Raw genomic sequence first — 23,903 nt, 5'->3', positions numbered from 1 at the left:
TCAGCCCTTCACCGCCCCGGACACGAGGCCGGAGGTCATCCTGCCCTGCACGAACAGGAAGAAGACGATCACCGGCACCGCGATGAGCGTCGAGGCCGCCATGACCTCGCCCCAGTCGATGCCGCGGTTGGCCGACGCGGACAGGAAGCTGCGCAGCCAGATCGGGAGCGTCTGCCGGTCCTCGGCGGGCAGGATCACCAGCGCCGTCGTGAACTCGTTCCACGCCTGGAGGAACGCGTACACCCCCGAGGCGACGAGGCCCGGCGCGAGCAGCGGGAACGTGATCCGCAGGAACGCCTTGGTCCGGGAGAGGCCGTCGACCATGGCCGCCTCCTCGAGCTCGGCGGGGATGCCGGCGACGAAGCCGCGCAGCATCCAGATCGTGAACGGCACCAGCATCGCCGTGTAGAGGATCGAGATGCCGAGCACCGAGTTGAGGCCGAGCACGGGCGTGCTCTCCCCCACCGTCGAGAGCATCTTGTACTGCGCGATGAACAGGCCCTCGGCGGGCAGCATCTGGATGAACAGCACCGCCAGGACGAAGCTCGTGCGGCCGCGGAAGCGCCACCGGCTGATGGCGAGCGCCGCGAGGAACGCGAACGCCAGGACGAACACGATCGTCACACCCGTGATCATCAGGCTCATCCGCAGCGCGCCGCCGAAGCCGGAGCCCGACAGGACGCTGCCGAAGTTGGCGAGCGTGAAGTGCGTGGGCAGGAAGCTCGGCGTGGTCGCCTTGAGCCGCGCGGCCGGCGTGACGGCCGACAGCAGCATCCAGTAGACGGGGAAGACCCAGACGAGGGACAGGGCCACGCCCAGGACGCCGAGCAGGATCTTGCCGACCCGCGGGCGGGGGCGGCGCACCGTCGTGCCGGCGTCGCGCACGGCGGGCGCGGCGGCGGGCGCCGCCGTCCCGGTTCCGGTCTCGGTCGCGGCGCTCACGCGGCGTCCTCCTTCATGAGGCTGCGCACGTACGGCGCGGCGAGCAGCACCGTGAGCAGCAGGACGAAGATCGAGACGGCGGCGGCGCCGGAGAAGTCCTGGCTGCCGATGCCGAGCTCGTAGATGAAGTTGCCCAGCAGGTTCGTCTCGGAGATCGGCGCACCGGCGTCCTGGAGCAGGCGGATCTGCGCGAACACGCGCAGGTCCCAGATGATCTGCAGCAGCAGCACGATGGCGAGCACCGGCCGCACCAGCGGCAGCAGGATGTGGCGCAGGATCTGCGCGGGCCGGGCGCCGTCCAGGCGGGCGGCCTCGAGGACCTCCTCGGAGACCTGCGTGAGGCCGGCGTACAGCGACATCGCCACGAACGGCACCGACATCCACACGATGACCAGGGTCGCGACGACGAAGAACGTCAGCGGCTGCGCGAGCCAGGCGTAGCCCTGGTACTGGTCGAGGCCGATCTGCACGAGCAGCCAGTTGACGACGCCGGAGCGGTAGTCGAAGAGCCACCGGAAGACGGTCACGGCGGCCACGAGCGGGGTCGCCCAGGCCAGCAGCAGCACGACCTGCATCGTGATGCGCACGGCGGCGTGCACGGCCTTCATGAGCAGCGCCAGGCCGAGGCCGATGGCCACCGTGAGGAACGCGTTCACCAGGCAGAACAGGATGGAGCGTCCCACGACCGTCCACAGCCGGTCGTCGGAGAAGATCCGCGCGTAGTTGTCCAGCCCGGCGAAGGTGGGCGGCGCGCCGAACTGCTGCATCATCCCGAACTGCTGCAGCGAGGTCACGACCTGCCAGTACACGGGGTACCCGAGGCCGACGAGCAGGACCAGCACCGCGGGGATCAGCAGGAGGTAGGGGGTGGCCGGCTGGCGCCGACGGCGGATCGCGATGGCGGACGCGGGTGTCGCGGTGGTCATGCGGTCCTCCTTCCCGGGGGTCGTGGGTGACGGGCGGGGCGGTGGGGCCGGCAGGGGGACCAGCGTCGTGGCACCGCCCCGCCCGTCGGGGGTGGGGGCTGAAGGGGGGGTCAGCCCGCCTGGCCGTTGAGCATCGGCGTGAGCTTCTCGTCGTACTGCTTGGCGAGTGCCGTCACGTCACCGCCCTCGGCGATCTTCTGGAAGAGCTCCTCGTAGACCGAGGCACCCTCCACGGCTGCCCAGCCGGGTGCGGCGGGGGTGAGCTTCGACGCCTCGGCGGTCTCGACGGTGACCTCGCCGAACTTGTCCGGGTTGCCGTCGGCGTCGACCGTCATGAGCTTGTTGAAGTCGGTGTTCGCCGGGCCCAGGCCCGCCTTGGCGAGCATGGTCTGGTACTCGTCGGAGTAGATGATCCGCAGCAGGTTCTCCGCGAGCTCCGGGTGCTGCGACTTGGCCGACACCGCGACGTTCGAGCCGCCGGCGAACACCGGGGCCACGCCGCCGTCGACGCCCGGCAGCGCGAAGATGTCGAACTTCTTGTCGTCCGCCATGCCGTCGCGCACCTCCTTGCCGTCGTCGCCCTTGGTCATGTCACCGATGGACCAGCGGGCCCAGCCCGGCGCCATGATCGTCGCGCCCTCGGGCGCCTCGCCGTCGGTGCCGTCGTTGATGAAGTCCCAGTACGCCTCGTCCTTGGCGGTCGCCGGGAGGTTCGACGCGTTCTCGAACACGTCCTGCCACTGCTCGAGGCCCTTGACCGTGTTCGGGTCGGACAGCGTGGAGGTCCACTGGTCGCCGTCCTTGACGGCGAGCTCGCCGCCGTTCGCGAAGACCCAGGAGATGCCGTTGCGCCAGTCCTGGCCGCCCATCGCGAACCCGGACTGCTTCTTGGAGGTGAGCTTCTTGACCGAGTCGCCGAACTCCTCGAGCGTCTTGGGCACCTCGAGGCCGGCCTTCTGCCAGATGTCCTTGCGGTAGAACATGTAGCGCGAGCCGTAGTAGTACGGCAGCGCGTACCTGGTCTCGTCGATCGAGCCGGCCTCGACGAACGACTGGAGCAGCTTGTCGCCGCCCAGCTCGTCGTACAGCTCCGGCGAGATCTCGCGGAAAGCGCCGGCGTAGGTGAACGTCGGGGCCTGCGTGTTGCCGATCTCGACGACGTCCGGGGTGTTGGCGGCGTCGGGGAGCGCGGTCGTGAGCTTGGTGACGAGGTCGGTCCAGTCCTGCTCCTCGATCGTCAGCGTCGAGCCGGGGTTCTCCTCGGCGAACGTGTCCTTGAGGTACTGGCGCAGCTCGTCGTTGGTGTCCGCGCCCGCGAGCCACAGGGTGATGTCGCCGGCCTCGGGCGTGCCGCCGGTCTCACCGCTGGTCTCGTCGTCGGCGGGGGCGCACGCGGCGAGCGCGAGCGCCAGGGTCAGGCTCGTCGCCACGCCGGTGGCGACGACACGGGTCCTCTTCACTGGGGATTCCTCTCGATCAGTCCAGGGTCGATCTGAGCAGCGCGGCGCGGGGGACGGCGCTGCCGGGGGCGGTGGCTCGCCGGGGTCAGGAGACCCCGAGCTGCGCGGCCAGCACCAGGACGGCCGCGCCGGCGAGGACGACGTCCTCGTCGAGCGTGGCCATCCGCAACCGCAGCCCGGCGGCCGTGGCCGGCATCGTGCGGTCCGTCAGGGTCTGCAGGGCGGCGGTGCGCAGCGCACCGTCGAGCAGGTCGGCGGGACCGCTGAGCAGCACCTCGCCGAGGTTGAGGGCGCCCACGACGGGCGCGAGCGCGACGCCGAGGGTGCGGCCCACGCCGGCGAGCGCCTCGTCGGCGGCGGCCGGGTCGAGCCCGGCGACGGCGCGGCGCAGGGCCGGGGCGGCGAGCACGGTCTCGAGGCAGCCGCGGCGGCCGCAGGCGCAGAGCTCGCCGTCGTCCACGACGGTGACGTGCCCGAGCTCGCCCGCGGCGTCGGCCGCGCCGTGCACCCGGGAGCCGTCGACCATCACGCCGGCGCCCACGCCCTGCCCGATCGTGAGCACGAGCATGGAGTCCGCGGCGCCGCCGTACGTGTACTCGCCGAGGGCGGCGGAGTTCGCGTCGTTGGCCACGTGCACGGGCAGGGCCAGCCGGTCGGTGAGGATCGCGGCCAGGGGCAGGTCGGTCCACTGCCGGTTGGGCGCCTCGACGACGCGCCCGGAGTCGTCCACGACGCCGGGGGAACCGACCCCCACGCCGATGACGGGTCGCGTGGCCGCGGCGATCAGGGTGCGCGCGAAGCGCGTGAGCAGGTCCACGAGCGCGTCGCCGACGTGCCCGTCCACGGGCAGGGAGCGGCGCACGACGGCCTCGCCCGTGAGGGTCATGACCGCGCCGCGCATGACCGCGTCGTCCGACAGGTCGACCGCCACGATCTGGTAGGCGTCGGTGCGCATCCCCACGAGGATCGCGGGCTTGCCGACCCTGCGGCCGGGCTGCACGCCCAGCTCCTCGACGAGCCCCTCGGCGAGGAGGACGTTCACGAGGTCGGAAATGGTCACGCGGGTCAGGGACGTGGCCCGGGCCAGGTCGGCCCGGGACGTCGGCCCCTCGTGGAACAGGTGCTGGAGCACCAGGGATCGGTTGTGCGCCCGGGCGTGCTCGGGGAGCACCTTGGAGGTGGCTCGCAGGCCGGCACCCAGACCTCGTCGTGCTGTGCGCGTCGTCGGCGTGGACATGTTTGTTAGTACAGCGTCTTAACTAGCTCGTGTCAATCCGCTCCGGGCCCCTGGATCGCAGGCGTGACCGGATCGTGACGCAGGGCCGCCTCGCCCAAGGTCACGGTCTCGGCACGGTCGGGTCACGATCGAGGGGGCGGGCCGTGGCGCCGGGCCACCGCGCCCTACGCTCTGAGCCATGCCTGCCACCCTGCGCCGCGACCGGACCCGCCGTGCGCCCCTCCTCGCGGCCCTGGCGGCGGCCCTCGTGCTCGCGGTGACGGGTTGCTCGGGGGACGGCGACGCCTCCGGCGGCGGGTCGTCGTCGGAGGTCGAGGCCGACAGCGCCGGCGCCGCCGAGGACGCCGGCGACGCGGCGTCCGGCGCCTCGCTCGCGGAGGGCGGCGAGGAGCCCGGCGCCGCCGAGGCACGGGAGATCGTCACCACCGGCAGCGCGACCGTCGTCGCCGACGACCCCACCGCCGCGGCCACCCGCCTCGCGCGGCTGGTCGAGCAGGCCGGCGGCCGCGTCGAGAGCCGCTCCGAGACCGCCGCCACGGACGACTCCCCCGGGTCGGCGTCGCTGACCGTGCGGGTCCCCGCCGACCGGATGACCGGCGCCGTCGAGGCGCTCGACACGCTCGGCACCGTCGAGACCGTCGACGTGCAGAGCACGGACGTCACGGGCGAGGGGCAGGACCTCGACGCCCGCATCGGCGCGCTGACCACGTCCACCGACCGGCTCCGTGACCTGATGAAGACCGCCGGCAGTACGGAGGACCTGCTCCAGGTCGAGCAGGAGCTCTCCGACCGCCAGGCCGACCTCGACGCGCTCACCGCGCAGCGCCAGCGCCTGTCCGACCAGGTGGCGATGTCGACGCTCGACGTCCAGATCGTCCCCGAACCGGTGGCCGCGGCCCAGTCGCGCGGCGGCTTCCTCGGCGGGCTCGCGTCGGGGTGGGGTGCCCTCGTCACGACGGTCCAGACGGTCGTCCTCGTGCTCGGCGTGCTCCTCCCGTGGCTGGCGCTGGGCGGGCTCGGCTACCTCGGCTACCGCTGGCTGCGCCGCCGCACGCGGCCGGAGGCCGGGGCCGACGGCGAGGCGTCGGACGGCCCCGGAGACGACGGCACCGACGACCCGGACGCCCCGCGCCCGGGCGCGCCCGACGAAACCCCCGAGCCGGTGCCCGCCGGCCGCTGACCGGTCAGCCCGCTCCCGCTCGCTCCCCCGGCTCCGCGCCGTCGCGCCCCTCGACCCAGCCACCCATCCCCGCCCAGCCGGCGGCCGCGCGCTCGGCATCGAGGTCGCGCGGCCAGCCCGCCACGCCGGGCCTCCGCTGCCAGGGCCGCGGCCCGTCGAGCGGGCGGTACTCGACGCCCGCGGCGTCGAGCCGGGCGAGGTGCCCGTCGCGCAGACGGTCGTCGAACCCCGGCGCGGCCGGGTTCCAGACCGCCTCCGCGAACGCGACGAGCCGCGGGAAGGCGGCGTAGTCGACGCGGCGCACCGAGTCGAGATGCTCGCTCCAGAGCTGCGCCTGGGCGCCGAGCACCGTGCCCGGCAGGTCGCCGGCCAGCTCGGGCCGCACCTGGAGCAGCGCCGCCGGCAGCGGCTCGAACGCCCGCACGTCGGCGACCGTGCGCGCGAAGCCCACCGGCACGGGCTCGTCGTCGCCCTCCGCCGCCCGGTGGTCGAGGTACACCTCCTGCTCGGGCGCCATCACGACGTCGTGCCCCGCGGCGAGGGCGTCCGCGGCGACGGTGTGCCCGCGCCAGCACGTCACGACGACGTCGCGCGGCAGGTCGGGGCCGAAGGCCTCGTCCCAGACGACGGCGCGGCGCCCCTTCGCGCGCAGGTGGTCGGCGAGCCGCGCGAGGAACCAGCCGTGCAGCCGCGCCACGTCGCCCTCGCCGTCCGGGCCGACCAGGCCGAGCGCGGCGGCGCGCGCCACGATGTCGGGGCGCTCCCGCCACGCCGTCGTGGGGACCTCGTCGCCGCCGAGCGAGACGAACGGCGAGTCGAACACCTCGCACACCTCGTCCAGGACGCCCGCGAAGAAGGCGACCGCGGCGTCCGACGGGTCGATCACGTCCTCGCTGATGCCCCAGGTGGTGCGCACCTCGTGGGCGCCGGGGCGCGCGGCCAGCTCCGGGTAGGCGGTGAGCAGCGCCTGCACATGGCCGGGCGAGCCGATCTCGGGCACCACGGTCACGCCGCGCTCCCGCGCGTAGGCCACGATCTCCCGCAGGTCGTCGCGCGTGTAGTACCCGCCGTGGGGGCGGCCGTCGTAGCGCTCGGCCCGCCACGTCCCGACGCCGGACTCGCGCCGCCACGACCCGACCTCCGTGAGGCGCGGGTACCGCTCCACCTCGAGCCGCCACCCCTGGTCGTCGGTGAGGTGCAGCTGCAGCACGTTGAGGTGGTGGGCCGCGGCGAGGTCGACGAACCGCAGCACGTCCGCCTTCGGCAGGAAGTGCCGGGCGACGTCGAGCAGCACGCCGCGCCAACCGAACCGGGGTGCGTCCTCGATCGTCACGACCGGCAGCGCGAGCGGGGCGTCGCCGGCCCGCCGGAACGCCTGCGGACCGGCGAGCTGGCGCAGCGTCTGCGCGGCCGCGTGCGCGCCCGCCGCGTCGCCCGCGGCGACCCGCACGACGGCGCGGGCTTCGCCGTCGGCGACGTCCAGCCGGTAACCGCCTGCCGGGAGCGTGCTGTCGACGTCGAACGTCACGTCCGCGCCGGCGACGGCCGGGCCCACGGGCACCAGGTCGAGGCCGAAGGCGTCCTCGCTCGCCCGCCGCCACCACCGGGCGGCGTCGCGCAGGGCCGGGTCGGCCGCGACCCGCGCGCCGTCGCGCAGGGCCAGCACCGCCCCCTCGGCGCGCAGGGTCGTGGGGGCGGGGACGACGGCGGCGGCGTACGGCATGGCGCCACCCTAGTGACGCCTGCGGCGGGCCTCAGGCGGAGTGCGGCACGACGACGGCGCGCCCGGACACCGTGCCGGCCTCCAGGTCGCGGTACGCGTCCAGCGCCTGGTCGAGCGAGTAGCGCTGCACCTGCGGCGTGATCTGCCCCGCGCGGTACATCGCCACGACCTCGTGGAGGTCCTCGATCGTGCCCCAGTAGGTGTTCGTGATCGTGGCCTCGTAGGGGTTGGCGAAGAACGACCACTCGGCGGTGCCGCCCGCGATCCCGACCACGGTGAGCCGGCCCTGGCGGGCCATCGACGCCTGCGCGGTGCGGATCGTCGGGGTCGCGCCCACGAAGTCGAACGCGGCGTCGACACCCTTGCCGCCGGTGATCTCGCGGATCGCCTCGACCTGCCCCTCGCCGCCCGGCACCGTCACGGCACCGCTCGCGGCCGCCCGCTCCATCGCCTCGGGCTTGGTGTCCGTGGCGATCACGGTGGCCCCGGTGAGCGCGGTGAGGATCTGCACCGCGACCTGGCCGAGCCCGCCCAGCCCGATGACGAGGGCGAACTTGCCGCCGCCCGCCAGGTTCGGCAGCGCCAGCTTGATCGCGTGGTACGGCGTGAGGCCCGCGTCGCTCAGGGGCGCGGCGGCCACGGGGTCGGCGTCGCCGAGCGGGACGAGGTTGCGCACCGGGACGCGCACGTACTCCGCCATGCCGCCGTCGCGACCGATGCCGGTGGCGAGGTACGGCATGCTCGCCGCGTTCTCGCAGTAGGTGTCCTGCCCGCGGGAGCACGCCGCGCAGCGGCCGCAGCCGATGGGCCCGTAGACGAGGTAGGCGTCTCCCACCTGCACGCCGTCGACGCCCTGGCCGAGCTCCTCGACCCAGCCCGACACCTCGTGCCCCAGCACGAACGGGGGGTTCTGGGCGCCCGGCGCCCCGGCCGTGAACTCGCGGTACATGCTCACGTCGGAGTGGCACGCGCCCGACCCCGCCACCTTGAGGAGGACCTCGCCCGGTCCCGGCGTCGGTCGATCGATCTCCTTCAGCTCGGGGAACGTCTGGAACTTCTCGAACACGACGGCGCGCACGGCGATGCCTCTCTCTTCGACGACTGGCGTGAGAACGGTCCGCCCCACGGCGAATCGTTCGACTTTCAACAGTACGCTCGACCGATACGTGCTCCGGGCACGAGACCGACGTGGCGTGCGCCACCCGCTCGGCGCGCCGTCCGGGCACGACGAAGGCCCCGCCGGCTCGTGGCCGGCGGGGCCTTCGTCGTCAGGGTGGAGCTGCCGGGAATCGAACCCGGGTCCGGTGGCGCTTTTCGAGGACTTCTCCGGGCGCAGTCTGCTGTGATTTTCTCGGCCCCCGCACTCACGCAGACAAGGTGCGGACGGGCCCAGTCACCTAAGTGTCCCCGCCGCCCCGGTGACGAGGGCGGCGAGCAGTGGCTCTCTAGATGACGTGAGCTACCGGGTCGAGAGCGATCCCGGGCTCACGGACTTCGGAGCTCGCTCAGGCGGCGAGGGCGAAGTCGGTGCGCTTGTTATCGGCACCTATAGGTTTGCAGGCAAGCGTTCACGAGATGAGCCTGCATCCTCGGCCCGCTTCTCCTCGAAGCACGACCACCGTCGAAACCGATCAGCCCCTATGCATTTGTCAAACCGGGTCTGCCGACCCTCGTCGGCCACGGGAGACCCGCGCCGACGTCGTCCATCCTAGTGGATCAACCACCGCGGGCGCGCCCTTATTTCCGCGGGCGATCTCCCCGGACGGACCGGTACCGGAGGCCTGCTCAGCTCAGCAGCTCCTGGTGCCGGATGGCGCGCTGCGCCTCCCGCATGTCCTGCTGCTCGCGCAGCGTCTGCCGCTTGTCGTACTCCTTCTTGCCGCGCGCCAGGGCGATCTCCACCTTCGCGCGACCGTCCAGGAAGTACAGGCTCAGCGGGACCAGGGTGTGCCCCTTCTCCCGCGACTTCACGCCGAGCCGGTCGATCTCCTCGCGGTGCAGCAGCAGCTTGCGCTTGCGCCGCGGGGCGTGGTTGTTCCACGTGCCCTGGAAGTACTCGGGGATGTGCACGTTCTCGAGCCACGCCTCGCCGTGGTCGATCGCCGCGTACCCGTCGAGCAGCGAGGCACGCCCCATGCGCAGCGCCTTGACCTCGGTGCCGGACAGCACGATCCCGGCCTCGACCACGTCCTCGATCACGTAGTCGTGGCGGGCCTTCTTGTTGTTCGCCACGATCGTGCGCGGGTCGCCCTGCTTCTTCTTGGCGCCCTTGGCCTTGTTGGACACGGTCTCCTCCTCCCGGGTGCGCGGACTCGCGACCACCCAGGATACGGGAGCGTGGCGGCACCGCCAGGACTTTTCCGCGCGCTGCGAACGCGCGGCGGGACGTCAGTTCAGCCAGCCGCCCATCGGGTCCGTGGTGCTGCCGTTGACGTACACCTCGAAGTGCAGGTGGCACGCCGCCGACGTCCCCGTCGAGCCCGAGTAGCCGATGATCTGTCCCTTGTTCACGCTCTGGCCGGGGCCCACGACGTAGCGCGTCATGTGCAGGTAGCGGGACATCACGTTGTCGCCCTTGTACGTGCCGTGGTTGATGAGCACGTTGTTGCCGCCGCCGGACGTGTAGTGCGCCTGCTCGACGTAGCCGCTCTGGGCCGCGTAGATCGGGGTGCCGCAGTAGGTGCGGATGTCCGTGCCGGCGTGGAGCCGCCAGTAGTGCAGCGTCGGGTGGAAGCGCATCCCGTACGAGCTGGTGACGACGTGGTAGTTGGTCGGCCAGCCCAGGAACGGGCCGGACGTGGACGAGCTGCCGCCTCCGCCGCCACCGCCACCGCCGCCTCCGCCGGAGCCGCCACCGCTGCTGGAGCCGCCGCCCCCGCCGCTGTTGTTGCTGCGGCGCTCGGCGGCGGCCTTCTTGCGCGCGGCCTCCTCCGCCTTGCGGCGCTCCTCGGCGATCCGCGCGTCGCGGGCCTTCTGCTTCTTGATGATGTCCTTGATCTGCGTCTCGAGGCTCGCCTGGGCCTGCTCATTGGCCTTGAGCTCCTCGAGGGCGTTCGCCTTCTGCGCCTCGATCGACGCCTTGAGCTTGCGCTGCTGGCTGATGAGCCGCTCGACCTCCGCCTTGCGGTCCGCCGCCTCCTGCTGCGCCTTCTCCGCCGCGACGACGTTGGCGTCGGCCTCGCGCTTGAGCTCCGCGATCGCCGACCGGATGGCGTCCAGACGCGCCTGCTGGTTGCGGGCCACCGCCTCGGCGTCCTGCAGGTCGGTCAGGGTGCGCGCCTGGCTGCGCGCGGCCGACGACGAGACCGCGAACTCCTCGAGGAAGTCCTCGGTGGACTGGGCGCCGGTGACGATCCCGAGGGTGCTCGTGTCGTCGCCGTTGCGGTACGCCTGCCGCGCCATCTGCACGACGTCCGCGCGCGCCGCCTCGACCTTGCCCTTGCCCGCGTCGATCTCCTCGGAGACCGCAGCCTCCTCGGCCTCGGCGTCGGCCAGCCGCTGCGCGAGGATCGCCGCCTTGCGGCGCGCCTCCTCGAGCCGTGCCTCCGCGGCCGCGAGCTCCGCCTGGGCCACCGGGAGCTTGCCCTCGACCTCGTTGAGGTCCAGCACCGCCTGGCGGTACTTGGCGTTGGTGTCCTCGAGCTCCTCCTGCAGGCCGTCGCGCTCGCGCTCCTTCGCACGCTGCTTCGCCTCCGCGGCGGCCCGCTGGTCGTCGATGTCGTCCGCTGCCGCCGTGCGCGCCGTCACGCCTGCGGTCACCGTCGCCGACGTCGTCGCCCCGCCCAGCACCAGCACGGCGGCCACCAGGCCGCCCAGCACGCGTCGTGGGACCCCTCGGGCCGCGCCGGGGCTCGTCGTCTGTCGGGTCATCTGCGATCTCACACCCTCGTGTACCGGTTGAGCGTCACCACGGACGACACCACCGCCAGGAGCACGGCGATGCCGATGAGCAGCGGCGCGATGAGCAGGACGTCGCCCACGTCCACGTACGCCACCCAGTCGACGGAGTCCTGCAGCCAGTCCGTGACCAGGTACTGCACGGCGAGCCAGAGCCCGCCCACGGCGAGCAGCGCGCCCACCAGCGCGGCGATCGCGCCCTCCAGCATGAACGGCAGCTGCACGAACAGGTTCGAGGCGCCGACCAGGCGCATGATGCCGGTCTCGCGGCGTCGCGACACCGCCGAGAGCCGGATGGTCGTCGTGATGAGCAGCACCGCCGCGAGCAGCATCACGCCCGCGAGCCCCGCGGCCAGCAGCGACGCACGGCCCAGCGCGAGGAACAGCGGCTCGAACACCTCGCGCTGGTCCTCCACGACCTCGACGCCTGAGCGTCCCTCGAGCACGTCGTCGACCACCTGGTACTGCTCGGGATCGACCAGCTTGAGCCGGAACGACGCCTGCATGTCGTCCTCGGTGAGCTGCGTGCCCTGGTACCCGTCCGGGTACTGCTTCGTGAAGGCCTCGAACGCGTCCGCCTTGCTCTCGAAGTAGGTCGTGGCGACGACGTCGGACAGCTCGGTGTCGATCACCTTCTCGAGCGCGTCGATCTGCTCGTCGGTGGCCTCGCCGTCGGCGCACGTGGGCGCGGTGGAGCCGTCCGGGCAGAGGAAGACGGAGACCTCGACGAGGTCGTACCAGTCCCCCTTGAGCTTGGTGACCTGCGTCTGCAGCAGCGCCGCGGAGCCGACGAAGGTGAGGGACACGAAGGTCACGAGGACCACCGAGATCACCATCGACAGGTTGCGCCGCAGCCCCTGCAGCACCTCGGTGAGGACGAACTGGAGCCGCACCCTCAGGCCTCCCGTCCCGCGCGCACGCGCTCGTGCTCGCGCAGCACCTGCTGCACCACCTCGTCCGCGGACGTGCCCGCCGTCGCCGGCGCCGGAGCCCGTGCGGGCGCCGGAGTGGGCGCCGGTGCCGTCTCGGGTTCCGTCGTCGACACCGCCTCCGGGTCCTGCGCCGCCGCCCGCGCGGCCGCCGCCTCGGCGGCCCGCTCCGCCTCGAGGTCCGCCGGCTCGGGCGTGACCTGCACGCGCTGCACCGCCCTCGCGCCCCGCCCGGGGGCGTCGAGCACCGGCGTCTGGCCCACCTGCGGCAGGATCGACTCCCGCTCGCCGTAGACCGCGTCGACCTCGTCGCGCACCACCGAGCCGGTCGACAGCTCGACGACACGCTTGCGCATCTCGTTGACGATCTCGTCGTCGTGCGTGGCCATGACCACCGTGGTGCCGGTGCGGTTGATCCGGTCGAGCAACCGCATGATGCCGAGCGAGGTGGTCGGGTCGAGGTTGCCCGTCGGCTCGTCGGCCAGCAGGATCTGCGGCCGGTTCACGAAGGCCCGCGCGATCGCGACGCGCTGCTGCTCGCCGCCGGAGAGCTCGTGCGGCAGCCGCTTCTCCTTGCCGTCCAGGCCCACCATCTCCAGCACCTCGGGCACCGTGGTGCGGATCGTGTGCCGCGGCTTGCCGATCACCTGCAGGGCGAACGCCACGTTCTCGTAGACCGTCTTGCCGGGCAGCAGGCGGAAGTCCTGGAAGACGACGCCGATGCTGCGCCGCAGGGACGGCACCTTCCAGCTCGACAGCCGGGACAGGTCACGGCCGGCCACGTATACGGTGCCGCCCGTGGGCCGCTCCTCGCGCAGCACCAGCCGCAGGAACGTGCTCTTGCCCGAGCCGGACGCGCCCACGAGGAAGACGAACTCCCCGCGTGAGACGTCGACGGAGACGTCGTCGAGCGCGGGCCGCGCCCCTCGGGCGTAGACCTTCGAGACGTTCTCGAACCGGATCACGACGTGCCTCTCCCCTGCCAGTCGACCGTGCGGCCGCGGAGCAGGCACGAGGTCACGCCGTACCTGGGCGGGGCCGCCCGATTCCCGAGAGTCGCACCCGGCGGGGAGGGTGGCGCGAAGGACACGCCGGTGTGTCGCGGGTCGGGACGGTCGCCCGGGGCACCCGTCCGCGAGGTCGCGGAGGGCCGGACGTCAGGCGGCGTCGGCGCCGCCCGACCGGCGCCAGCGGATCCCGGCCTCGATGAAGTCGTCGATGGCGCCGTCGAACACGGCCTGCGTGTTCCCGGACTCGTGCTCGGTGCGCAGGTCCTTGACCATCTGGTACGGCTGCAGCACGTAGGAGCGCATCTGGTCGCCCCAGCTCGCCTTGATGTCGCCGGCGAGCTCCTTCTTCTTCGCCGCCTCCTCCTGCTGCCGGATCAGCAGCAGGCGGGACTGCATGACGCGCAGCGCCGCGGCGCGGTTCTGGATCTGCGACTTCTCGTTCTGCATCGACACGACCGTGCCCGTCGGGAGGTGGGTCATGCGCACGGCGGAGTCCGTGGTGTTGACGGACTGCCCGCCCGGGCCGGAGGAGCGGAAGACGTCGATCTTCAGGTCGGACTCGGGGATCTCGATCGAGTCGGTCTGCTCGATGAGCGGCACCACCTCGACCGCCGCGAACGACGTCTGGCGGCGGCCCTGGTTGTCGAACGGCGAGATCCGGACCAGGCGGTGCGTGCCGGCCTCGACCGACAGGTTGCCGAAGGCGTAGGGCGCGTTCACCTCGAAGGTCGCCGACTTCAGCCCGGCCTCCTCCGCGTAGGAGGTGTCCATGACCTTCGTCGGGTAGCCGTGCCGCTCGGCCCAGCGCAGGTACATGCGCATGAGCATCTCGGCGAAGTCCGCGGCGTCGACGCCGCCGGCGCCCGCGCGGATCGTCACGACCGCGTCGCGCGCGTCGTACTCGCCGGACAGCAGCGTGCGCACCTCGAGCGCGTCCAGGTCCTTGCGGATCGCGGCCACCTCGGTCTCGGCCTCGACGAGGGTGTCCTCGTCGTCCATCTCCTGGCCCATCTCGACGAGCGTCTCGACGTCGTCGATGCGGCTGGCGAGCTTCTCGACCCGCTGCAGCTCGTTCTGGGCGGTGGACAGCGCGGAGGTGACCTTCTGCGCGGCCTCGGGGTCGTCCCACAGGTCGGGCGCCGACGCCTGCTCGGTGAGGTCGTCGATCTTCGCCTGCAGCACGGTGGGGTCGCTCACGGCCTCGATGGACTCGAGGGTGGCGCGCAGCGCCTTGATCTCTGCGGGAAAGTCGATGGTGGCCACGATCCTCAAGGTTACCCGCCGCGCGGCGCTCCCCTGCCCGGCGGCGTGCCGGCGCCCCGTCAGCCCCGCTCGGGCAGGGTGCGGCCGAACATCTGCGCCGTGTCGCGCGCGCTGGGCGTGCCGGCATCGGGGTCGGCGCCCGCGGCGAGGAGGGCCGCGATCACGTCGTCCGAGCCCTTGAAGACGGCTCCCGCCAGCGGGGACTGCCCGCGCGCGTTGACCCGGTCGACGTCGGCGCCGCGCTCCGCGAGACCGCGGACCAGCCCGGCGTGGCCGTGGTACGCCGCGAGCATGAGCAGGGTGTTCCCCGCCGCGTCGGCATGGTCGGCCGGGACCCCGGCGTCGACGAACTCGAGGAGCAGGTCGGCGCCCGCGCGGGCGAGGTCGAACATCTGGTCCAGGTCGACGGGCAGCTTGTCGTCGGTCATGCGCGCGAATCTACCGGGCGGGGGCGACGTGCCGGGTCGATGCTGGACCCAAGGACCAGGCGGTGCACGGAGCGCGGGGAGGCGGTCGATCATGACGACGTACCGGTGGCGCGGGCTTCCCGCCGGCGGCGTCGAGCACCTCGACCTGCTCCCCCGCGACGACCGCCTGCGCGCCCGGTCCGTCGTCGACCTCGGGCCCGTGCGGCTCGAGTACGCCATGGAGCTCGACACCGCGTGGCGGTTCCGGGCGCTGCGGCTGCGGTCGTCGGACGGGCGCCAGCTCGACCTGAGCCGCGAGGACGACGACGTCTGGCGGGTGGACGGAGCCGCGCGGCCCGACCTGGCCGAGGCCGTCGACGTGGACCTGTCGTTCAGCCCGTTCACCAACACCCTGCCGATCCGCCGCCTCGGGCTGGCGGTCGGGGCGGCGGCCGACATCGTCACGGCGTACGTCGACGGGGAGACGTTCGAGGTCTCGCCCGACCCGCAGCGGTACACCCGGGTGGACACGGGCCGGTACGTGTACGAGTCCCGCGACGGCGACTTCCACCGCGAGATCTCCGTCGACGCCGACGGCGTCGTCGTCGACTATCCCGGGCTGTTCTCCCGCGTCACCGACGGCGGCTGAGCCGCCGCGCACGGCGTCAGCCGGCCCGGGCGGACGACGTCGCCGTGACGGTGAACCCGCCGCCGAACGAGTCTGTGAACCACCGCAGCAGCGGCGGGCGGGACGTCGCGGCGAGCCCCACGCGCGCCGTCCGGCCGTCGGGCGAGGACGCCTCCACCAGACGAAGACGGTCGAGGCCGGCCGCCTCGCCGGGGTGCGCCGCGAGGTAGCCGCGCACCGACTCCTCGACGTCGGCGTCGGTGAGCGTGAGCACCGCCTCGCCCTGCGACGTGGCCGCCGTGCCGTCGTAGAACCGCTCCGGGGGCATCGCGTCCGCCGCGTCGGCGGCGACCGCGTCGGCCAGGTCGTACAGCTGCTTGCGGTCGAGGTGCACGGCGGTGGCGGATGCCACCATCCCCACGAGCATCAGCGCCAGCGCCACCACGCCGGCGGTGAGCAGCATGATCCGCCCGGCCTCGGGATCGGGGGCACCACCGGCGTGGTGGCCCCGCTCCGGGCGCCGCCGGGTCACGACCGCGCCTGCCCGTACTCGTCGACCGTCGCGACGTGCGTCGCGGTGACCGGGATCTCCAGCGGCACCCAGCCGCGCAGCGCGGTCGGGACGAACGGCAGCGGCACCGCCAGCCGGGTCCGCACGCCCACCGTCGCCCCGGGCGTGAGGCACGGGTCCGCCGAGCACTCCAGCGACACGGAGCCGTCGGCGACGGCGAAGCCCTGGTCCGCGAAGGCGATGCCGGCGGCCTCCCGCGCACGCTGCGCCCCGGCCTGCGAGGAGTCGGCCGTCACCATCGCGCGGCCCGCCTCCCGCGCCGCGCCCTCGACCGCGAACGCCCCGGCCTGCACCTGGGCGACCGTGAGCACCAGGTACACCAGCGGCACCAGCAGCAGCACCGCCGTGCCGAGGAACTCCACCAGCGCGGCACCGGCCTCGGGGTCGGGCCGCTCGGGTTCCGCCCGCGGCCTGCGCGCCGGCCGCGTCGCCGGTCGTGCGCTCACGCCTCCTCCAGCGCGTGCCCCTGGAGGGTCAGCACCCCGCCCGGCCCGATGAGCCCGACCACCGGCAGCGGCACCTGGACCGTCACCTCCACGACGTCGAGGCCGCCCCGCACGGTCCTGCCCACGGAGACGTCGTCGGCGTACCGGGACCCGAGCGCGGCGGTCAGCAGCTCCTGCGTCCGGGTCATGCCGCTCGCCAGGTCCCGGTCCGCACGGGCGGCCACCCGGGCACCCTCGGCGGCGGCGTCGATCGCGAGCGCGCGCACGTGCATCGCCAGCGCGACCTGCACCACGGCGAGGAAAAGCGCGAGCACCAGGGCGGACACCATGACGAACTCCGCCACGGCGGAGCCGGCCTCGCCGTCCCGCCGCGCGGCCGGGACAGGTGCGGCGGATCTCGTCACGCCCGTCCCTCCTCGACCGGCGGCGCCCAGCCGGGTCGCGGGACGAGGCAGAACGGGTGCCCGGCAGGGTCCGCGTACACGTCGCCCGCGCCCGCGGCCGGCGCGGCCGCGGTGAGCCGGCGGGCCCCCAGCGCGAGCACGCGCGCGTGGGCGTCGGCCACGTCGTCGACCATGACGTCCAGGTGCATCTGCTGCGGCCGTGCGGGGTCACCCCAGTCGGGCGCGCGATGGTCGGGGGCCCGCTGGAACGCGAGGCCGGAGTGCCGGTCGCTGGGAGCGACCACGACGAAGTCGTCGTCGGCGTACGTGACGTCCTGGCCGAGCACGGCCGACCAGAACTCCGCGAGGCCACGTGGGTCCGGGCAGTCGATCACCAGGTGGTGCAGCCGGCCGATCGCCACGTCAGGGGCCCGTGACGCTCGTGATCGCCCGCGTGAACGTGTCTTCGAGCAGCGGCCCCGCGATCGCCCACAGCGCGACGACCAGTCCGGCCGTCATGAGGGTCACGAGCACCCAGCCGGGCACGTCCCCACGTTCCGGGTCGTCGGCCTCAGGGCGCTCCGGCAGATGCGCGGTGTCGTCGTGCGTCTCGTCGTGCATGGTCGGTCCTTTCGGTGGCACCGCGCGCGGGCGGCGGGGTCGGAGGTCGGCGTGCACGTTCACAGGCCGATCTGCAGGGTGGCGAGGGACGGGAAGACGGCGAAGACGACGGTGATCGGCAGGATGAGGAAGACGACCGGCACCAGCATGGCGACCTCCTTCTTGCCGCCCGCCTCCATGAGGGCCCGGCGGCCGGACTCCCGCACGTCCTGCGCCTGCGCGCGCAGCACGTCGGCGAGCGGAGTTCCCCGCTCCAGCGCGACGGCGACGCCCTCGGCGAAGCGGGTGAGCGACGGCAGGCCGGTCCGGTCGGCCATCGCCGTGAGGGCGGCGGCGATCGGCGCGCCGGCACGGACGTCGGCGAGCATCGCGGAGATCTCGCCGGACAGCTCGCCGCGGGCGGTGGCGGCGACCCGCTCGAGCGCGGGCACCGGCCCCTCGCCGGCCGTGACCGCGAGCGCGAGCAGCTCGGCCACGGTCGGGAACTCGGCGAGCATCCGCTCCTCGCGACGGTGGACCGCGCGGCTGAGCCACTGGTCGCACAGGACGAACCCCGTGGCGCCGCACAGCAGGACGAGCGCCGCCAGCGGCACGGGCGAGGACCCGCGCGTCGCGGCGAACAGCAGGGCCAGCACCAGCCCGGCCGCCAGCCCCAGCGCGGTCGCGACGACCTGCCGAGCCCGGAACGACTCCACGCTCTCGTGCCAGCCCGCACGGTCGAGCCGCCGGCGCACGTCGGCACGGGAGGACCCCAGCCGCTCGAACCAGTGCGCGGCGTCCGCGATCCAGGGGGCGAGCAGCCGCTCGACCACGGGGAACGGGGTGTGGGTGGGCTGCTCGCGCAGCAGCCCGGACGTGGCGTCGCGCGGGCGCAGCGCCGGGGCCAGCCGCTGGTCGAGGGTCGCGCGACGGGCGCGGACGCGCGAGATCACGAGCAGCAGGCCGAGGCCGCCGAGCAGGCCCACCAGGGCGCCGACGCCGGAGACACCGGGCACGGTCATCGCAGCACCCGCCCTTCCTCGGGCAGCCGGCCGATCCGCCGCATCAGCCAGTAGGCGAGCGCCGACATGGCCGCGCCCGCCGCGAGGACCGCGACCCCCGCGGCAGAGTTGTACGCCTGCGCCGTCTCCGGGCGGGTCGCGAGGAACGCCAGCACCACCCAGGGCCCGGCGGCCGCGAGCCGGGCGCCGTTGACCGTCCACGACTGCCGCGCCTCGAGCTCGCCCCGGGTCCGCGCGTCCTCGCGCAGGAACGACGAGAGCGTCCGCAGCAGGCGCCCCAGGTCGGTACCACCCACCTCGCGCGTGAGCCGCAACGCCTCCACGATCCGGTCGGCCACCGGGTCCGCGAGCCGCGCCTTGAGCAGGTCGAGGCACTCCCCGAAGCGCCCGGTCGCGCGGTAGTCCGCCGCGAACCGGGCGAACGGCTCGCGGAGCTCGGCCGGGCCGCGCTCGCTCAGCTGGGCCACGGCCTCGGGCAGCGACAGCCCCGCACGCACGCCCGACGCCAGGTGGTCGACGACCTCCGGCCAGACCTCCCGCAGGTCACGACGACGCTTGCGCGCGCGGACCCGCACCAGCAGCTCGGGGGCCGCGGCCGCCATCAGCGCGAAGCAGGCGGCGATGGCAGGTGAGCCCGTGAGCGCCAGGCCGGCGAGCAGCACGACGACTCCCGCGACCGCGCTGAGCCACCACAGCGCCGCCGGGGTCACCGAGGGGGCGCCGGCCTGGACGAGCAGGTCCTGGACGGTCGCGGACCGCCCCGCACGGCGCCGCGGGCGCGCCGGCGCCTCCCAGCACGACAGCCACACGCACGCCAGGCCCGCCCCGAGCAGCAGCCCGACGACGACACCCATCAGCGTCCCCCGGCCAGCAGCGCGCGCACGTCGACGCCGACGCGCGCGAAGCGCTCCTCGCCCGGCGGGAAGCCGTCGCCCCGCACCAGGTCACCGCCCTGCTCGGCGGGCAGGCGGTGGAACACGCCGGCGGTCTCGACCCGGTCGCCCTCCACCCGGCCCGTCACCGCCACCACCTCCCGGACCTGCCGGGCGCCGTCCGCGGCCACGTCGAGGTGCACGACCAGGTCGATCGCCGACGCGACGGTCGGCACCACGAAGCGGTCCGAGACGTTCTCGCCCGCGAGGAGCGGCAGCGTGCACATCTTCGTGACCGCCTCGCGCGCCGAGTTCGCGTGCACGGTGCACATGCCCGGGATCCCGGCGTTGAGCGCGACGAGCATGTCGAAGCTCTCCGCCTCGCGCACCTCGCCGATGACGATCCGGTCCGGCCGCATCCGCAGCGCCTCCTTGACCAGGCGGCGCAGCGGGATCTCGCCGGTGCCCTCGAGGCTTGGCTGGCGGCACTGCATGGCCACGTGATCACGGGCGGCGAAGCGCACCTCGAACACCTCCTCGCAGGAGATCACCCGCTGCCCGGCGGGGATCGAGCCGGCGAGCGCGTTGAGCATCGTCGTCTTGCCCGCCTGGGTGGCGCCCGAGACGAGCACGTTCAGGCCCGCGCGCACCGCCGCGTCGAGGAAGGCGGCCGCGTGGGCGGTGAGGGAGCCCAGCCGCACCAGGTGGTCGAGGTGGTCCGCCCGCACCAGGTGCTTGCGGATGTTGACGGCCATGTGGTCGCGGGTGACGTCGGGGATCACGACGTGCAGCCGCTCGCCGCCCGGCAGCGACGCGTCCACGAACGGGCTGCTCAGGTCGAGCCGGCGGCCGGACGCCTTGAGCATCCGTTCCACGAGGTCGCGCACCTGCGCGGCGGAGAGGATCGTCGTCGTGAGCTCGGGCACGCCGCGCCGTGCGACGAACACCTTGGCGGGCGAGTTGATCCAGATCTCCTCGACCTCGGGGTCGTCGAGGTAGCGCTGCAGCGGGCCCAGGCCGCCGAGCGCGTCGACGACGGCGCGCGCGGCGCCCTGCGAGTCGGCGAGCGCCGGGACGAGGCCGCGGGTGGCACGGTCGGCGTAGTCGGCGGAGGCCTCCGCGACGAGCCGCTCCAGCCCGGCGCGGTCCCGGACGGGATCGAGGGCACGCCGGCGCACCAGCTCGCGCACCTCGTGCTCGAGCATGGCGGCGGCATCGGCGGGCGCCGTCGTGTCGATCGACACTGATCTGTCCTCTCGTCGGAGCCCCGTGGGCGGCGAAAGCGGCACCAGAGTAGGGGACCCGGGCAATCGCCCGGGTCGGCCCTGTGGACAACCGCGGCACCCGGCACGTCGCCGGCGGCACGGACGGCGCATGACCTGCCGAAATGCCGAGATCCCTCGAGCAGGTTCCCGCCCCGCGACCGTCTCGCATCGTGAGCACCGCGCCGACCGCGGGCCCGCGCGGCCCGCCTTGCCGCCCCGACGGGCGCGGGGGCTAGGGTCGGCGCATGCCGATCTCTCCCCCGCCCGGCCGCTGGATCGACGTCGCCCGCGCGACGGGACTGCTCGGCGCGGACGGCGCGATCGCGCAGACGATCTTCGCGGAGATGACGGCGCTCGCCGCGCGGACGGGCGCGATCAACCTGGGGCAGGGTTTCCCCGACGTGGACGGCCCGGCGTTCATCCGTGACGCGGCGAAGGACGCCATCGACGCCGGCCGCAACCAGTACCCGCCCGGTGACGGCGTGCCGGAGCTGCGGCGCGCGATCGCCGACCACCAGAAGCGCCGCTACGGGCTCGACGTCGACCCGGACGGCGAGGTGCTGGTCACCACCGGGGCGACGGAGGCGCTGGCCGCGTCGATCCTCGCCCTCGCCGGGCCGGGCGACGAGGTCGTCACGCTCGAGCCGTTCTACGACTCGCACGCCGCGAGCATCGCCCTGGCCGGGGCGACGCACGTGCCCGTGCCGCTCACGGCCGAGGGCTTCCGGCTCGACGCGGCCGCCCTGCGCGCGGCCGTCACGGAGCGCACCCGACTCATCGTCCTGAACACCCCGCACAACCCCACGGGCACGGTGCTCAGCCGCGCCGAGCTGGAGCAGGTCGCCGCCGTCGCGCGCGAGGCCGACGTCGTCGTGCTCACCGACGAGGTCTACGAGCACCTCACCTTCGACGACGCCACGCACGTGCCGATCGCGACCCTGCCTGGGATGGCGGAGCGCACCCTCACGGTCTCGTCCAGCGGCAAGACGTTCAGCCTCACCGGCTGGAAGGTCGGCTGGGTGCACGGCCCCGCCGAGCTGGTCACGGCGGTGCGCACGGTGAAGCAGTTCCTCACCTACACCTCGGGTGCGCCGTTCCAGCCGGCCATCGCGCGGGCGCTCGCCGACGACGACGCGCCGCGCGCGCTCGCGGCGTCGCTGGCCTCCCGGCGGGACCTGCTGTGCGAGGGCCTGACCGCCGCGGGGTTCGACGTCGTCGTGCCGCAGGGCACGTACTTCGTCGTGGCGGACGGCGCGCACCTGCTCGAGCGGCTCGGCGCCGCCGACGGGCACGAGCTGTGCCGCCGCCTGCCCGAGCTCGCGGGCGTCGTCGGCGTCCCCGTCTCCGCGTTCTGCCGCCCGGGCTCGACGACGGCCGCCGCGCTGGCCTCGCGCGTGCGCTTCACGTTCGTCAAGCGCGAGGACGTGCTGCGCGACGCGGTCGACCGCCTCCGCCGCCTGGCGAGGTAGCTCAGGTCGCCAGGGCGGGCAGCACCAGGCTCACGGCGACGACCAGCATGATCGCGGCGACGACGCCGTCCACGACGCGCCAGGCGCCGGGCCGGGCGAGCACCGGCGCCAGCAGCCGGGCGCCGTAGCCGAGCCCGACGAACCACAGGACGCTGGAGACGATCGCGCCGGCGGTGAACAGCCAGGCCGCGTCGCCGTGGGACGCGGCGAGCGACCCCTGCAGCACGACCGTGTCGAGGTACACGTGCGGGTTGAGCCAGGTGAGCGCGAGGGCCGTGAGCAGCACGGGCCGCGCGCGCCGCCCGGCGTCGGCGACGGCCCCGTCGGAGGCGGCCGCCAGCCCCGCCTCGTCGCCGCGCCACGCCCGGCGCGCGGCGAGCGCGCCGTACCCGAGCACGACGGCGGCCCCGGCCCAGCGCGCCACCTCGACGACGGCGGGGTGGCTCACGACCAGCGCGCCGAGCCCGGCGGTGCCTGCCAGGTACAGCACGACGTCCGACGCGGCGCACACGGCGACGACGAGCCCCACGTGCTCGCGGCGCACGCCCTGGCGCAGCACGAAGGCGTTCTGCGCGCCGATGGCGACGATGAGGGACAGGCCGAAACCGAGGCCGGCGAGGAGGGTGAGCACGCGTCGACGCTAGGCCTGCCGCGACATGAAGTCCATCTACGGTTTCTTCATCCGATCAAGCATCGCTTCATCTACCGTGGGCGTCATGCGATGGGACTCCCGCCAGCTCGAGGCGCTCGCCGCCGTCGTCGCCGAGGGCTCGTTCGAGGCCGCGGCCCGCGCGCTGCACGTCACGCCGTCGGCGGTCAGCCAGCGCGTCCGCGCGCTCGAGAACGCGGCCGGGTCGGTGCTGGTGCGTCGCGCGCGGCCCGTCGCGCCGACGGAGCCCGGCCGCACGCTGCTGCGCCTGGCCCGCCAGGTCGAGCTGCTCGGCGCGGAGGCGAGCCGCGAGCTCGGCCCCCGGGACGCCGACGACGACGGCACCGGCCCCGCGCCGCGGCCGGTCACCGTACCGATCGCCGTGAACGCGGACTCGCTCGCGACCTGGGTGATGCCGGCGCTGGCGCGCGTCGAGGGCGTCTGCTTCGACCTCTACCGCGACGACCAGGACCGTACGGTGGACCTCCTGCCGGCGGGCGCCGTCATGGCCGCGATCACCTCGCAGCGCGAGGCCGTGCAGGGGTGCGCCTCCACGTTCCTCGGCGTCACCCGCTACCGCCCCGCGGCCACCCGCGCGGTGGTCGAGCGGTGGTTCCCGGACGGCCCCACGGTGGAGGCGCTCGGCCGCGCCCCGATGCTCGTGTTCAATCGCGCCGACGACCTCCAGGACGGCTGGCTGCGCGAGCGCGCCGCCGCGGCGGGCACCGCCGTGCCCGATCCTCCTCGCCACCACGTCCCGAGCACCCCCGAGTACGTCGACGCGATCCGCCGCGGGCTGGGGTGGGGCATGTGGGGCCCGCTGCCCGGCCCGGGGGCGCGGTTCGGCATGCTCGACGGGGGGCCGGGCGACGCCGGCGCCGAGGTCGTGCTGCTCGACGACGCCGCCGTCGTCGACGTCCCCATCTATCTGCAGCAGTGGAAGCTGCGCTCGACGGTGCTGGACCGGGTCGCCGGGGCCCTGCAGCAGGAGGCCCGCCGCGCTCTCCCCCAGCGCTGACCTCGG

The 23,903-nt window shown here is 74.0% G+C and carries 24 protein-coding genes, 1 other RNA gene and 1 pseudogene; 4 read left to right on the top strand and 22 right to left on the bottom strand.

Translation table 11 applies throughout. The features are described from left to right. The 4 genes from AAG589_RS08780 to AAG589_RS08765 all read right to left on the bottom strand — a co-directional run bounded on the left by AAG589_RS08780 (position 1) and on the right by AAG589_RS08765 (position 4,565). On the bottom strand, positions 1 to 942 hold the full coding sequence (locus AAG589_RS08780; protein WP_446719692.1) for a carbohydrate ABC transporter permease: 942 nt from the start codon (positions 940 to 942) through the stop codon (positions 1 to 3). After that, positions 939 to 1,868 (bottom strand): carbohydrate ABC transporter permease, encoded by a 930-nt coding sequence (locus AAG589_RS08775; RefSeq protein WP_430566858.1) that lies wholly within the window; start codon positions 1,866 to 1,868, stop codon positions 939 to 941. The genes AAG589_RS08780 and AAG589_RS08775 overlap by 4 nt, the downstream gene beginning before the upstream one ends. A 110-nt stretch (positions 1,869 to 1,978) precedes the next feature. Further along, positions 1,979 to 3,328, bottom strand: a complete 1,350-nt coding sequence (locus AAG589_RS08770) for an extracellular solute-binding protein (RefSeq protein ID WP_430566857.1) — start codon at positions 3,326 to 3,328, stop codon at positions 1,979 to 1,981. An 85-nt stretch (positions 3,329 to 3,413) separates the two neighbouring features. Beyond that, a complete protein-coding gene (locus tag AAG589_RS08765) occupies positions 3,414 to 4,565 on the bottom strand; it encodes an ROK family transcriptional regulator (protein WP_430566856.1) in 1,152 nt (383 codons plus the stop codon). A gap of 178 nt (positions 4,566 to 4,743) precedes the next feature. On the opposite strand from AAG589_RS08765, the gene AAG589_RS08760 reads away from it, so the two are divergent. Beyond that, positions 4,744 to 5,745: a DUF4349 domain-containing protein gene (locus tag AAG589_RS08760; protein WP_430566855.1), complete on the top strand. Its 1,002-nt coding sequence runs from the start codon at positions 4,744 to 4,746 to the stop codon at positions 5,743 to 5,745. 4 nt (positions 5,746 to 5,749) lie between these two features. On the opposite strand, the gene AAG589_RS08755 is transcribed toward AAG589_RS08760, so the two are convergent. The 9 genes and pseudogenes from AAG589_RS08755 to AAG589_RS08715 all read right to left on the bottom strand — a co-directional run bounded on the left by AAG589_RS08755 (position 5,750) and on the right by AAG589_RS08715 (position 14,995). Continuing rightward, the gene (locus AAG589_RS08755) at positions 5,750 to 7,468 is read right to left on the bottom strand and encodes a beta-N-acetylhexosaminidase (RefSeq protein ID WP_430566854.1); all 1,719 of its coding nucleotides are present in this window, start codon (positions 7,466 to 7,468) and stop codon (positions 5,750 to 5,752) included. A 31-nt stretch (positions 7,469 to 7,499) separates the two neighbouring features. Then, positions 7,500 to 8,546, bottom strand: coding sequence for an NAD(P)-dependent alcohol dehydrogenase (locus AAG589_RS08750; RefSeq protein ID WP_430566853.1), 1,047 nt, complete (start codon positions 8,544 to 8,546; stop codon positions 7,500 to 7,502). A 193-nt stretch (positions 8,547 to 8,739) separates the two neighbouring features. Then, positions 8,740 to 9,107: a transfer-messenger RNA gene (gene ssrA / locus AAG589_RS08745) on the bottom strand. 146 nt (positions 9,108 to 9,253) lie between these two features. Beyond that, positions 9,254 to 9,754 (bottom strand): SsrA-binding protein SmpB, encoded by a 501-nt coding sequence (smpB, locus tag AAG589_RS08740; protein WP_430566852.1) that lies wholly within the window; start codon positions 9,752 to 9,754, stop codon positions 9,254 to 9,256. A gap of 102 nt (positions 9,755 to 9,856) precedes the next feature. Continuing rightward, positions 9,857 to 11,338 (bottom strand): peptidoglycan DD-metalloendopeptidase family protein, encoded by a 1,482-nt coding sequence (locus tag AAG589_RS08735; RefSeq protein ID WP_430566851.1) that lies wholly within the window; start codon positions 11,336 to 11,338, stop codon positions 9,857 to 9,859. Positions 11,339 to 11,346: 8 nt separating this feature from the next. Next, on the bottom strand, positions 11,347 to 12,258 hold the full coding sequence (gene ftsX, locus AAG589_RS08730) for a permease-like cell division protein FtsX (RefSeq protein ID WP_430566850.1): 912 nt from the start codon (positions 12,256 to 12,258) through the stop codon (positions 11,347 to 11,349). A gap of 323 nt (positions 12,259 to 12,581) precedes the next feature. Then, positions 12,582 to 13,259 (bottom strand): annotated as a pseudogene (ftsE, locus tag AAG589_RS08725) (cell division ATP-binding protein FtsE); the annotation flags it as partial. 192 nt (positions 13,260 to 13,451) lie between these two features. After that, positions 13,452 to 14,567 carry a peptide chain release factor 2 gene (gene prfB / locus AAG589_RS08720; RefSeq protein ID WP_430566848.1) on the bottom strand — a complete coding sequence of 372 codons (1,116 nt, stop codon included), beginning with the start codon at positions 14,565 to 14,567 and terminating at the stop codon, positions 13,452 to 13,454. Positions 14,568 to 14,626: 59 nt separating this feature from the next. Continuing rightward, positions 14,627 to 14,995 (bottom strand): ankyrin repeat domain-containing protein, encoded by a 369-nt coding sequence (locus AAG589_RS08715; protein WP_430566847.1) that lies wholly within the window; start codon positions 14,993 to 14,995, stop codon positions 14,627 to 14,629. A gap of 91 nt (positions 14,996 to 15,086) precedes the next feature. On the opposite strand from AAG589_RS08715, the gene AAG589_RS08710 reads away from it, so the two are divergent. After that, positions 15,087 to 15,623 (top strand): putative glycolipid-binding domain-containing protein, encoded by a 537-nt coding sequence (locus AAG589_RS08710; protein ID WP_430566846.1) that lies wholly within the window; start codon positions 15,087 to 15,089, stop codon positions 15,621 to 15,623. 16 nt (positions 15,624 to 15,639) lie between these two features. Here AAG589_RS08710 and AAG589_RS08705 read toward each other — a convergent pair whose 3' ends face one another. Genes AAG589_RS08705 through AAG589_RS08670 form a run of 8 tightly spaced genes read right to left on the bottom strand, consistent with a single transcriptional unit; the run spans position 15,640 to position 20,701 of the window. Then, positions 15,640 to 16,134, bottom strand: coding sequence for a hypothetical protein (locus AAG589_RS08705; protein ID WP_430566845.1), 495 nt, complete (start codon positions 16,132 to 16,134; stop codon positions 15,640 to 15,642). Continuing rightward, positions 16,131 to 16,619, bottom strand: a complete 489-nt coding sequence (locus tag AAG589_RS08700) for a pilus assembly protein (protein WP_430566844.1) — start codon at positions 16,617 to 16,619, stop codon at positions 16,131 to 16,133. Before AAG589_RS08700 ends, AAG589_RS08705 begins: the two co-directional genes overlap by 4 nt. Further along, positions 16,616 to 17,023 (bottom strand): TadE/TadG family type IV pilus assembly protein, encoded by a 408-nt coding sequence (locus tag AAG589_RS08695; protein ID WP_430566843.1) that lies wholly within the window; start codon positions 17,021 to 17,023, stop codon positions 16,616 to 16,618. Before AAG589_RS08695 ends, AAG589_RS08700 begins: the two co-directional genes overlap by 4 nt. Further along, positions 17,020 to 17,424, bottom strand: coding sequence for a VOC family protein (locus tag AAG589_RS08690; protein WP_430566842.1), 405 nt, complete (start codon positions 17,422 to 17,424; stop codon positions 17,020 to 17,022). The genes AAG589_RS08695 and AAG589_RS08690 overlap by 4 nt, the downstream gene beginning before the upstream one ends. A 1-nt stretch (position 17,425) precedes the next feature. Further along, positions 17,426 to 17,623, bottom strand: coding sequence for a hypothetical protein (locus tag AAG589_RS08685; protein WP_430566841.1), 198 nt, complete (start codon positions 17,621 to 17,623; stop codon positions 17,426 to 17,428). 59 nt (positions 17,624 to 17,682) lie between these two features. Beyond that, a complete protein-coding gene (locus AAG589_RS08680; protein ID WP_430566840.1) occupies positions 17,683 to 18,624 on the bottom strand; it encodes a type II secretion system F family protein in 942 nt (313 codons plus the stop codon). Next, positions 18,621 to 19,478, bottom strand: a complete 858-nt coding sequence (locus AAG589_RS08675) for a type II secretion system F family protein (protein ID WP_430566839.1) — start codon at positions 19,476 to 19,478, stop codon at positions 18,621 to 18,623. The genes AAG589_RS08680 and AAG589_RS08675 overlap by 4 nt, the downstream gene beginning before the upstream one ends. Continuing rightward, a complete protein-coding gene (locus AAG589_RS08670; protein ID WP_430567176.1) occupies positions 19,478 to 20,701 on the bottom strand; it encodes a CpaF family protein in 1,224 nt (407 codons plus the stop codon). The genes AAG589_RS08675 and AAG589_RS08670 overlap by 1 nt, the downstream gene beginning before the upstream one ends. A gap of 305 nt (positions 20,702 to 21,006) precedes the next feature. On the opposite strand from AAG589_RS08670, the gene AAG589_RS08665 reads away from it, so the two are divergent. Continuing rightward, positions 21,007 to 22,230, top strand: coding sequence for a pyridoxal phosphate-dependent aminotransferase (locus AAG589_RS08665; RefSeq protein WP_430566838.1), 1,224 nt, complete (start codon positions 21,007 to 21,009; stop codon positions 22,228 to 22,230). Position 22,231: 1 nt separating this feature from the next. Here the strand turns inward: AAG589_RS08665 and AAG589_RS08660 are convergent, their stop codons facing one another. After that, positions 22,232 to 22,861 (bottom strand): LysE/ArgO family amino acid transporter, encoded by a 630-nt coding sequence (locus AAG589_RS08660; RefSeq protein ID WP_430566837.1) that lies wholly within the window; start codon positions 22,859 to 22,861, stop codon positions 22,232 to 22,234. An 85-nt stretch (positions 22,862 to 22,946) separates the two neighbouring features. Here AAG589_RS08660 and AAG589_RS08655 point away from each other — a divergent pair, with 85 nt between their 5' ends. After that, positions 22,947 to 23,897 (top strand): LysR family transcriptional regulator ArgP, encoded by a 951-nt coding sequence (locus AAG589_RS08655; protein ID WP_430566836.1) that lies wholly within the window; start codon positions 22,947 to 22,949, stop codon positions 23,895 to 23,897. The last annotated feature ends 6 nt before the right edge of the window (positions 23,898 to 23,903 follow it).

The sequence above is a fragment of the Isoptericola sp. F-RaC21 genome (assembly GCF_038593535.1).
In the GTDB taxonomy this organism is placed as follows: domain Bacteria; phylum Actinomycetota; class Actinomycetes; order Actinomycetales; family Cellulomonadaceae; genus Isoptericola.
Note: the sequence above shows the minus strand (reverse complement) of the source record. Positions and strands in the feature narration are given on the sequence as shown.

Excerpts from the sequence above, each read along its gene's own strand:
- AAG589_RS08775 (WP_430566858.1), bottom strand. The coding sequence starts at position 1,868 with ATGACCACCGCGACACCCGCGTCCGCCATCGCGATCCGCCGTCGGCGC.
- AAG589_RS08765 (WP_430566856.1), bottom strand. The coding sequence starts at position 4,565 with ATGTCCACGCCGACGACGCGCACAGCACGACGAGGTCTGGGTGCCGGC.
- AAG589_RS08760 (WP_430566855.1), top strand. The coding sequence starts at position 4,744 with ATGCCTGCCACCCTGCGCCGCGACCGGACCCGCCGTGCGCCCCTCCTC.
- AAG589_RS08755 (WP_430566854.1), bottom strand. The coding sequence starts at position 7,468 with ATGCCGTACGCCGCCGCCGTCGTCCCCGCCCCCACGACCCTGCGCGCC.
- AAG589_RS08735 (WP_430566851.1), bottom strand. The coding sequence starts at position 11,338 with ATGACCCGACAGACGACGAGCCCCGGCGCGGCCCGAGGGGTCCCACGA.
- AAG589_RS08715 (WP_430566847.1), bottom strand. The coding sequence starts at position 14,995 with ATGACCGACGACAAGCTGCCCGTCGACCTGGACCAGATGTTCGACCTC.
- AAG589_RS08710 (WP_430566846.1), top strand. The coding sequence starts at position 15,087 with ATGACGACGTACCGGTGGCGCGGGCTTCCCGCCGGCGGCGTCGAGCAC.
- AAG589_RS08685 (WP_430566841.1), bottom strand. The coding sequence starts at position 17,623 with ATGCACGACGAGACGCACGACGACACCGCGCATCTGCCGGAGCGCCCT.
- AAG589_RS08680 (WP_430566840.1), bottom strand. The coding sequence starts at position 18,624 with ATGACCGTGCCCGGTGTCTCCGGCGTCGGCGCCCTGGTGGGCCTGCTC.
- AAG589_RS08675 (WP_430566839.1), bottom strand. The coding sequence starts at position 19,478 with ATGGGTGTCGTCGTCGGGCTGCTGCTCGGGGCGGGCCTGGCGTGCGTG.
- AAG589_RS08670 (WP_430567176.1), bottom strand. The coding sequence starts at position 20,701 with ATGCTCGAGCACGAGGTGCGCGAGCTGGTGCGCCGGCGTGCCCTCGAT.
- AAG589_RS08665 (WP_430566838.1), top strand. The coding sequence starts at position 21,007 with ATGCCGATCTCTCCCCCGCCCGGCCGCTGGATCGACGTCGCCCGCGCG.
- AAG589_RS08655 (WP_430566836.1), top strand. The coding sequence starts at position 22,947 with ATGCGATGGGACTCCCGCCAGCTCGAGGCGCTCGCCGCCGTCGTCGCC.